This window comes from Streptomyces ossamyceticus, from assembly GCF_001418475.1.
GTDB lineage: Bacteria > Actinomycetota > Actinomycetes > Streptomycetales > Streptomycetaceae > Streptomyces > Streptomyces ossamyceticus.
The window spans coordinates 1-8,709 of sequence record NZ_LIQX01000654.1 but is presented as its reverse complement, the minus strand read 5'-3'; the positions used below and the strand labels follow the sequence as shown (position 1 = coordinate 8,709).

Sequence of the window (8,709 nt, the reverse complement as noted above, 5' to 3'; positions counted from 1 at the left end):
GCGGGCCCGCCTCCCCGTCCCCTCGCACCGGTCGGTGAGCCGTGGACCCCGAGGGACGCGACGCCCGTGGACGCGGCCCCGGTGCACCCGGCGGCCCCCGTGGGCGCGGCCTCCGTCGACCCGCCCTCCGAGGAGGACGCGCGCCGACGGGGCCGAGGGCTGGCCCGGGCGGCGGTCCGTATGGACGCCGAGGCCGTGCAGGAGCAGATCACGGCGACCGTGGAGTCGTACGGGCTGATGGCCGCGTGGGAGGAGGTCCTCATCCCGACGCTGCGGTACGTGGGGCGCAGATGGGAGTCCTCCGAGGACCGGTACGTGGAAGTGGAGCACCTGCTGTCCTGGCACATCTCGGTGGCCCTCCGCCACGCCTACGCGCGCGCCGCGGCCCGGAACAGGGCCGTCGACACCCGCCCCGTCCTGCTGGCGTGCCTGCCGGGCGAACAGCACACCCTCCCGCTGGAGGCGCTCACCGCCGTACTTGCGGAGCGCGGCCGGCGCGTGCTGATGCTGGGGTGCTCGGTGCCGGTCGAGGCGCTGGAGGCCACGGTGCGGCGGGTCGCCCCGGCCGCCGTTGCCCTGTGGTCGCAGTCCCGGAGCACCGCGGACCTTCCTCTCGCCCGGCACCTCGCGGCGATCCGCTGGGGCATCCACGGCGCCCGCACCCGCAGCCACGTCCTGCTGTGCGGCCCCGGATGGGGCCTGCGCTCGGATCCCGACCTCCTGCGCCCCTTCGGACTGACCGACGCCGTCCGGATCATGACGACGGTCGGCCGCACCGGCGAGGACACCCAGACGGCGGACCAGGGACAGGTGCAGGAGTCCGTGTGATCCGCGCCGGCGTCCGTGCGGCCGTCGGCACACACTCGGCGCGCCCGCATCCGGAGCCGCTCCCGGTGCGGAAGCAAAGGTGCGATACATCCCCGAATGGGATGCCCGAATGAGATCCCCGAATGAGATCCTCCCTTCCTCAGAGGAGTGCTCATCATGGTCAAGAAGCTGCATGAGACGGGCGTCCGGAGTGAGCAGCTGCCTTTGCCCGAGGAGACCCCCGCCGCCGAGGGCTCGACGGCCGAGGCCCACCAGGAACGACCGGACGGCGGCGTCTGGGAGCATCCGCACCTGTGGCTGTTCCTGATCGCGCTCGGTGCTCTGCTGTTCGCCGCGTTCTTCCTCGTCCGCATGATCACCCTGTGAGCCGACCGGTTCTGCGAGCCGGACGGCTCAGGGAGCCGAGCGTCGAGCGGGCCCGCCTCCGACCCGGACGGTGGTCTCAGCGCGGCCGTGCGGAGACGCCCCGCTCCGCCGCCCAGGCGCACAGCGCGGCCTCGGCTTCCTCACGGGAGACGGGGCCGTGGTCGATGTGGAGTTGCTGGAGGTGGCGGATGGCCGCACCTACCGTGCGGCCCTGGGGTATGCCGAGCAGGGCGATGATCTCCTTGCCGTCGAGGGGGACGGGGATGCCGGGCAGCCGTTCACGGGCGGCTCGCTCGGCTGCGGCGCGCTCCCCGGCCTCGCGCCTGGCTCGCTCTCCGGCGTGCCACGCGTCGTAGTCGTCCGCGTCGTACGCCTCCAGCGCGGCCCGGCGCCAGTCCTCCTCGTCCCGCCCTCGGCCGAGGCCCACCTCCGCGAACAGATCGCGGTGGTCGGGCGCGCCGGGGCGGGCAGGCACCACGCCGAGCAGAGCGAGCGCCGCGTTGATCGGCCAGTTCTCCCGCGGACCGCTGAAGTCCGAGGTGTGTACCGGCCCCATTCCCGTACGCCCGCGCGCCACAGGGCGGCGGTCTGATCCCCGTCGCCGCCCCAGAAGTCCGCTTCCACATGGGCCACCGGTCCGCCCCGCGACAGGTCACGCAGGAGGCGTGGCAGGTCATCGCGGAACTCGGCGGTGAGCGGCAGCAGCCCCAGGCGTTGCGCGAGCGGGGCGACCACCGCACCCGTCACCCCTTCGGCCCAGCGCCGCATGCGGTCGAAGTCACTGACGGCGGCGTCGAGTCGGTACGACATCGGAGCACGGTAACGCCTGCCGGTCCGGGGCTCAGTCCTGGGAACGCAGGAGGACGGGCGTGGGCGCGGGAGCCTGACCGGGGGTGAGTGCCGCCCGGCTCGCGCGGCGGCGGGCGGCCAGGGCCTCACGGGCCGCCTCGCGGGGGTGGCGGCGTCGCCAGTAGGGGTTGTCGTGGGGCAGCTTGCTCGACACGCGGCCGTACATGCCGAAGCAGGCGATGAGCAGCCCCATCGCGAAGCTGAACATGACGTTCGACATGCCGAAGTCCAGGACGTTGGCGGGGCGGTCCAGGATGAAGAGGTGGAGGAAGCCGCTGAGCAGGAACAGCGCGCCGACCGTCATGTTGAGCGTGGACGCGAAGTTGCCGCCGACCAGGGCACCGCCGACCAGGGCGAGGCCCACGACGACCGAGATCAGACTGAGCACCCCGTTGGTGGACATCCCGGAGATCCGGGTTCCGTCCGTGTCGAAGGGGGTGAGCTGGTCCGCGAAGCCCAGACAGCCGAAGACCAGCAGGATGACACCGCACAGACCGGCCCCGTACCGGTACACCCGGGCCAGCCGGTGGTCGACGGGGAGTTCATCGCGAAGCCTCATGACGTGTCCTCTCCTCTGCGGCCGGAAGGGGCCCGTCCCACGGCGGGGCGGCACCTGACCGTCCTACGCCACCATTTCCTCTGATATGGGGCATACGGTTGCAGTGTCTTCCGGGCGCGTCCGGGGGACGGCCCGCGCCGGAAACACCGGTGGTTTCCCGTGCGGGCCCCGGCCCTCCGGGGCCCCGGAGAAGAGGAGACGTTGGTATGGCGGTCCCCCACTGGCTGTTCGGCGACCAGCTCGGGCCGCACTTCCTGACGGGGCGTTCCGAGACGCCCGTGGTGATGATCGAGGCCCGCTCGGTCTTCGGGCGCCGCCGCTTCCACCGGGCCAAGGCCCACCTCGTGCTGTCGGCGATGCGCCACCGCGCCGCCGAACTCGGTGACCGGGTCCGCTACGTCCGCGCCGAGACCTACCGGGAGGGGCTGCGCGAGGCGGTCGGGGACGGCCCGGTGACGGTGCGTCACCCCACGTCGTACGCGGCCCTGCGGTTGGTGCGGTCACTGGAGTCACGGGAGTCGGTGACCGTGCTGCCCGCGCGCGGGTTCCTCGTCGCGCACGACGACTTCCGTGCCTGGGCCGACGGGCACGGCGGACAGCGGCTGCGGCAGGAGGACTTCTACCGGTGGGTGCGGCGCTCGCACGACCTGCTGATGGACGGTGACCGACCTGCGGGCGACCGGTGGAACCACGACCACGACAACCGCGAGCCCCCGCCGAAGGGGGCGCGCACCCTGGGCGCCCCGCCGCCCTACCGCCCGACGGAGGACGAGATCGACGACGAGGTGCGCCGCGACCTCGACCGCTGGGAACGCGAGGGCTCCGTCGCCTTCGTCGGCCGGGACGGCCCCCGCCTGTTCCCCGCCACCCGGCGTGAGGCGCTGGCCGCGCTGCGCCGCTTCGTCGAGCACCGCCTGGCCGGCTTCGGCCCGCACGAGGACGCGATGCTGGCGGGGGACCCGGTGATGAGCCACAGCCTGCTCTCGTCCTCCCTCAACCTCGGCCTGCTCGACCCGGCGGAGTGCGTGAAGCGCGCCGAGGACGCGTGGCGGGCGGGGCGCGCCCCGGTCAACAGCGTGGAGGGATTCGTCCGCCAGGTCGCCGGCTGGCGCGAGTACGTCTGGCAGCTCTACTGGTACTTCGGCGAGGACTACCGCCACCGCAACGCCCTGCGGCACCACGAGCCGCTCCCCGGATGGTTCCTGGAGCTGGACGCGGACGCGGTGCGGGCGCGCTGCCTGGCCACGGTGCTGGCCCAGGTGCGGGACACCGGATGGACGCACCACATCCCCCGGCTGATGCTGCTGGGCAGCCACGCCCTGCAACGCGGCTGGGACCCACTGGCGGTGACGGACTGGTTCCACCGCAGCTTCGTCGACGGCTACGACTGGGTGATGGTCCCCAATGTCGTCGGCATGTCGCAGTACGCCGACGGCGGCCGCATGACGACCAAGCCGTACACGTCCGGCGGCTCGTACGTGAACCGGATGAGCGATCTGTGCGGTGGATGCGTCTACCGGCCGGGCGAGCGGACCGGCGACCGGGCCTGCCCGTTCACCACCGGCTACTGGACCTTCCTGCACCGGCACCGGGCCCGCCTGGAGCGCAACCCCCGGATGGTACGGCCGGTCCGCGGGCTGGACCGCCTGGCGGACCTGGACGAGGTACTCCACCGGGAAGCCGGCCGCGGCGACACCCCACCCTGACGCCCGGCGACCACAGCCGGCCTCGCGCGTCCCGGAACCTCGCGCATCCCCCACCCCCGCACTTCCCTCAGCCCCGCAGGTCGCTCAGGACCTCGCGTGCGGCCCGTGCGCCGGAGGCCAGGGCGCCCTGGACGGAGCCGGTGGCGCGGTGGTCGCCGCACACGTAGCGGCCCGGTGCCACGCGCGCGGTGCGGGTCAGTGGCTGCGGCGGAGGCATGGCGGGCAGTGCGTCCTCGACGCGGCGCACGGCCAGCAGGGTCCAGCCGTCCGTGCCGGTGCCGTACGCCTCACCGACCGCCGCCCGCACCTGCCCTTCCCGTCCTGCCAGGCCCTCCCGTCCTTCCCGTCCTTCCCGTCCTTCCAGGCTCTCCCGAATCTCCTGGTCTCCTCGGCCCGCCCTCTCCTCCCCGCTTTCCCGGCCCGCTTCGCCCTCGTCGAGGACCGACGTGGCGACGAGGGCGTGGCCGGGTGGGGCGTACTCGGGCGCGACATCGCTGAGGACACAGGTGTTCAGGAAGCGGCGCCGGGTGTCCACGAGGAGGGTCGGCTCGCCGAGGGGGGACCGCGGGGCGACGTGGTAGTACGTCGTCACGGTCCGGTAGTCGGGCAGGGCGACCTCCGGCAGCAGTCCGGGGACGGAGCCGGGGCCGGTGGCGACCACGACCGAGCGGGCGGGGATCTCCCGGCCCTCGGCCGTCAGCACCCCGTCGTCCGTCAGCCCCGCCACGGGGCTCTCCAGCCGCACGGTGCCCGGCGGCAGTGCGGCCGCGAGCGCCCGCGGGACCGCTCCGACGCCCTCGGTGGGCAGGCACAGCGTGCCGCGCAGCATGCTCCGCCACACCAGGTGGAACATCCGGGCGGAGGTCTCCAGGTCGTCCTCCAGGAAGATCCCCGACAGGAAGGGGCGGAAGAAGCCCTCGACGAACGCCTCGGAGAACCCGGCGTCCGCGAGCGCCGTACGGGTGGTGGTGTCCGCGCGCCGCTTGAGCCGGCCGGGCGGGGACAGCATGGCGCGGGCGGACAGTACACCGAGAGCGGCCAGGTCACGGTGCCCGGCGAGGCGGCCCGGCAGCAGGTCGGGCAGCGTGCGGGGGCGGCGGGTGGGGTCGCTGAAGCGCAGGCGGCCGGAGGGGCCCTGGACGAGGACGCCGGGTGTGAAGGGCCGCAGCCTCAGGTCTCCCAGGGTGAGGCGGCGCCGTAGCTGCGGGTAGGAGGTGTTGACGACCTGGAACCCGCGGTCCACCACGAACCCCTCGACCCGGTCCGCACGCATCCGGCCGCCGACCGCGTCACCGGCCTCCAGCACCCGTACCCCCACACCGGCCGCCAGCAGATCCCGGGCGCACGCGAGCCCGGCGACACCGGCCCCTACGACCAGCACGTCCGTCGAGTCCGTCGCGTTCCTCGTGTCAGGGGCTGAGGACACTCGACCACCTCTCCCGTCCGCCGGCGCGGCCCCGTGCCGCTCCTTCACCGGAGTGTTCCGCGCGGGACCGGTCCACGGATGCGTCCGACCCGCGCACTGGGCCGGACGGGTCGGGCCGGTCCCCCTGCGCCTTCGCGAGGGAGCCGACCGCGCGAGGGAGCTGGCCGGCAGCGGCATGCCGGTGACGGGGCCGGGAGATGACGGCCGGGGCGATGAAGGCCGGGCTGATGAAGGCCGGGCTGATGAAGGAGTCGCCTAGGACCGCGGAGGACGGCCCGCAGCGGCCCCGTCCGTGGTGGGGCCCGCAGGGGCCCCGCCCGCGGCCTGGGGCGTCGTGGCCGCGCGGAGTTCGCTGGGCGGCATGCCGTAGGCGGTGCGGAAGGCGCGGGTGAAGTCGGCGGGGCGGGGGAAGCCCCAGCGGGCGGCGATGGAATGGATGGGCTCGGTGCGCAGCGCCGGGTCGCCGAGGTCGCGGTGGGCGTGCTCCAGCCGCTGGTCGCGGATGTGCGCGGCGACACCGACGCCCTCGGCGCGGAAGAGGGCGTACAGACGGCTGCGGGAGATGTGGTGGGCGGCGGCGATCGCGGCGGGGGTCAGTTCCGGGTCCGCGAGATGCCGGCGGACGAACGCCTTGATCCGCAGCATCAGCGTGCGGTCGTAGGCCTCCGCCGGCATCAGCGGGTCGGCGTCCAGTGTGTGGGCGAAGGCGGCGGTGACCAGGTCGGCGACGACGGTGCCCAGCCGGGGGGCGTCCTGCGGCTGGTACGGGCCGGTGTCCGCGGTCAGGTTCACCAGGAACTGCGACAGCAGCGCGCCGACCCCCTCACGGCCCGATATCGGCCGCCCCACCGCCTGATCGGCCCGGCTCGCGGGCAGCGCCACCAGGGACCGGGGGATCTCCACGCCGACGATGGTCACCGGGTCGGAGCCGGTGAAGACGTCCCACGACCGCGACGAACTGTTGACGTGGATGTCGCTGAGCCGGTACGTGACCTCCTGTCTGCCCCAGGTGGCCCTGCCCTCCCCGCGCAGCAGCAGGGACAGGTGGTAGGCCTCGGGGTCGGACTGGCGGACGAGCTTCGGCGTCCGACGGAAGACCAGCGAGTCGAACGTCGCCGGCCACACCGTCACGTCGCCCAGACCGATCAGCCGCTGGTGCACGCGGTAGTCCGCCGCGCGGTCACTGGACAGGTCCAGCGGAGCATGCGTGCGGCCCATGCGTTCCGTCCACGCGTCGAACCGGTCACCCGGAGGCAGATCCAGGGAGCGGAACACCGACTCTGGCAACATCGCCGCAGTCAATCACAGGTCCCCGAACCGGCGGAGCGGGCCCTCAGCCGCCGGCGTACGCCGAACGGCCCGCGTCCGCGCACGCGGTGAGGAGCGGCTGGAAGAACCCCGTCTCCCGGGGTGTCCGCCAACGGACGTCCTCGAAGCCCGCGTCGGACACGAGGCCGGCCAGCCGGTCGGAGCGCAGCGCCCAGTACGTGGTCCGGCGGACCTCGACGCGCCATTCCCCGTCCGCCGGGAGGAGTTGGAAGTGCTCCAGGTCGTACCGCTCCCCGTCGTCGTGCCAGTGCCACAGCTGGAAGGTGATTGTCCGCTGTCCGCCGCCCTCCGGCGGGTGCACCTGGGGAGGCGTCGACGAGGGCCGCTCCCGCAGGAGTTCGTCGTAGGGGCGTGTGCTGAGCAGCAGTCGGCCGCCCGGGCGCAGCACGCGCCGCATCTCCGTCAGGGCGGTACGGACGTCCGGCTCCGTCAGGAGATGGGGCAGGGAGTTGTCGGCGCAGACCACCGCGTCGAACCCGGCGTCGGCGAACGGCAGGCGCCGCATGTCGGCGGCGGCGGTGACCAGCGGCACCGACCGACGGGTGCCCTCACGGGCGGCGCGGGCAGCGGCCCGGGCACTGAGATCGGTCCCGACGACACGATGCCCGCGCAGCGCCAGCCCGACGGCCTGGGTGCCGATGCCGCACGAACAGTCCAGCACCACCGCCCGCTCCCGCCCCAACTGGGCGTCCAGCGCCTCCCCCTGGCGGCGGACGCTCGCCTCCCAGTCCGCGTAGATCAGGTGGTAGTCGTCGGCCAGTTCGTCGTAGAAGCGCGCCACCGAGGTCTTGGACATGAACCGAGGTTAGGCCGTGTCCTCTCCTTCCCGTTCCTGTCCGCCTCGCGAGGCTTCGCACGCTCCCCCGGAGAGGGGACCCCCACTCGCCGCCCCAGCTGGATCCCCGTGGGGGTCAGTGGCGGTGGCCGTCGCGCAGATTCAGCCGTTCGCCCCGGAACCGTGCGCGGAAGCCGTGGTCGTGCGAGACCGCGACCACCGCGCCCGGGTACTCCGAGAGCGCTGCCTCCAGGTCCTCGACGAGGTCGAGCGCGAGGGAGGTGCGGGAGGCTCACCGGCGGCGTCAGGTCAGCACCTCCGCGATCGCCGAGATCGCCTCCGGCCCCACCCGGCAGCATCCCCCGATCAGCCGGGCACCGCCGGCTCGCCAGCCCTCGACCTCCGCCGCGGTGAACCGGGACCGGCCGGTCCACTTCCGTGCGGACGCGTCCCAGGCCTCGCCGCTGTTCGGGTAGACCACCACCGGCTTGCCGGTGACCCGGGCCGCCGTCGCCACCGCCGCGTCGACGTCCTCCGGGGCGCAGCAGTTCACGCCCACCGCGACGACCTCCTCGGCGTCGGCGGCCAGGGCGAACGCCTCCTCCAGCGGCTGCCCGGCCCGCGTCCGCTCCCCGGCCACGGTGTACGACAGCCACGCCGGCACCCCGAGCCCGCGCACGGCCCGCAGCAGCGCCTCGGCCTCGTCGGCGTCGGGCACCGTCTCCAGGGCGAGGACGTCCGGCGCGGCGGCGGCCAGCACCTCCAGTCGCGGCCGGTGGAACCGCTCCAGCTCGGCGACGCTCAGCCCGTACCGCCCCCGGTACTCGGAGCCGTCCGCGAGCATCGCCCCGTACGGGCCGACCGAGGCCGC

General features: G+C 74.0%; 9 protein-coding genes. 3 read left to right on the top strand and 6 right to left on the bottom strand.

Annotated features, from left to right (window positions below; genetic code table 11):
• A partial coding sequence (locus tag AOK15_RS35880; protein WP_107099592.1) for a B12-binding domain-containing protein occupies positions 1-828 on the top strand: 828 nt, incomplete at its 5' end.
• A 156-nt stretch (positions 829-984) separates the two neighbouring features.
• Positions 985-1,194 (top strand): hypothetical protein, encoded by a 210-nt coding sequence (locus tag AOK15_RS35875; RefSeq protein ID WP_055522628.1) that lies wholly within the window; start codon positions 985-987, stop codon positions 1,192-1,194.
• Positions 1,195-1,270: 76 nt separating this feature from the next.
• On the opposite strand, the gene AOK15_RS35870 is transcribed toward AOK15_RS35875, so the two are convergent.
• Both AOK15_RS35870 and AOK15_RS35865 read right to left on the bottom strand, forming a co-directional pair.
• Complete coding sequence (locus AOK15_RS35870) at positions 1,271-1,750, bottom strand: hypothetical protein (protein ID WP_240508750.1); 480 nt, start codon at positions 1,748-1,750, stop codon at positions 1,271-1,273.
• A 285-nt stretch (positions 1,751-2,035) separates the two neighbouring features.
• Positions 2,036-2,602, bottom strand: a complete 567-nt coding sequence (locus tag AOK15_RS35865; RefSeq protein ID WP_055522624.1) for a DUF4383 domain-containing protein — start codon at positions 2,600-2,602, stop codon at positions 2,036-2,038.
• A 206-nt stretch (positions 2,603-2,808) separates the two neighbouring features.
• Between AOK15_RS35865 and AOK15_RS35860 the strand changes: the two genes are divergently transcribed.
• Positions 2,809-4,308, top strand: coding sequence for a cryptochrome/photolyase family protein (locus AOK15_RS35860; protein WP_055522622.1), 1,500 nt, complete (start codon positions 2,809-2,811; stop codon positions 4,306-4,308).
• Between the two features lie 67 nt (positions 4,309-4,375).
• Here AOK15_RS35860 and AOK15_RS35855 read toward each other — a convergent pair whose 3' ends face one another.
• The 4 genes from AOK15_RS35855 to mmuM all read right to left on the bottom strand — a co-directional run.
• A complete protein-coding gene (locus tag AOK15_RS35855) occupies positions 4,376-5,734 on the bottom strand; it encodes an NAD(P)/FAD-dependent oxidoreductase (RefSeq protein WP_055522620.1) in 1,359 nt (452 codons plus the stop codon).
• Positions 5,735-5,989: 255 nt separating this feature from the next.
• Positions 5,990-7,024, bottom strand: a complete 1,035-nt coding sequence (locus AOK15_RS35850) for an AraC-like ligand-binding domain-containing protein (RefSeq protein ID WP_055522619.1) — start codon at positions 7,022-7,024, stop codon at positions 5,990-5,992.
• Between the two features lie 43 nt (positions 7,025-7,067).
• Complete coding sequence (locus AOK15_RS35845) at positions 7,068-7,859, bottom strand: class I SAM-dependent methyltransferase (RefSeq protein WP_055522616.1); 792 nt, start codon at positions 7,857-7,859, stop codon at positions 7,068-7,070.
• Positions 7,860-8,142: 283 nt separating this feature from the next.
• Positions 8,143-8,709: homocysteine S-methyltransferase (mmuM, locus tag AOK15_RS35840; protein WP_079058901.1), on the bottom strand; the 567-nt coding region annotated here is incomplete at its 5' end.

Excerpts from the sequence above, each read along its gene's own strand:
- AOK15_RS35875 (WP_055522628.1), top strand. The coding sequence starts at position 985 with ATGGTCAAGAAGCTGCATGAGACGGGCGTCCGGAGTGAGCAGCTGCCT.
- AOK15_RS35870 (WP_240508750.1), bottom strand. The coding sequence starts at position 1,750 with ATGGGGCCGGTACACACCTCGGACTTCAGCGGTCCGCGGGAGAACTGG.
- AOK15_RS35865 (WP_055522624.1), bottom strand. The coding sequence starts at position 2,602 with ATGAGGCTTCGCGATGAACTCCCCGTCGACCACCGGCTGGCCCGGGTG.
- AOK15_RS35860 (WP_055522622.1), top strand. The coding sequence starts at position 2,809 with ATGGCGGTCCCCCACTGGCTGTTCGGCGACCAGCTCGGGCCGCACTTC.
- AOK15_RS35850 (WP_055522619.1), bottom strand. The coding sequence starts at position 7,024 with ATGTTGCCAGAGTCGGTGTTCCGCTCCCTGGATCTGCCTCCGGGTGAC.
- AOK15_RS35845 (WP_055522616.1), bottom strand. The coding sequence starts at position 7,859 with ATGTCCAAGACCTCGGTGGCGCGCTTCTACGACGAACTGGCCGACGAC.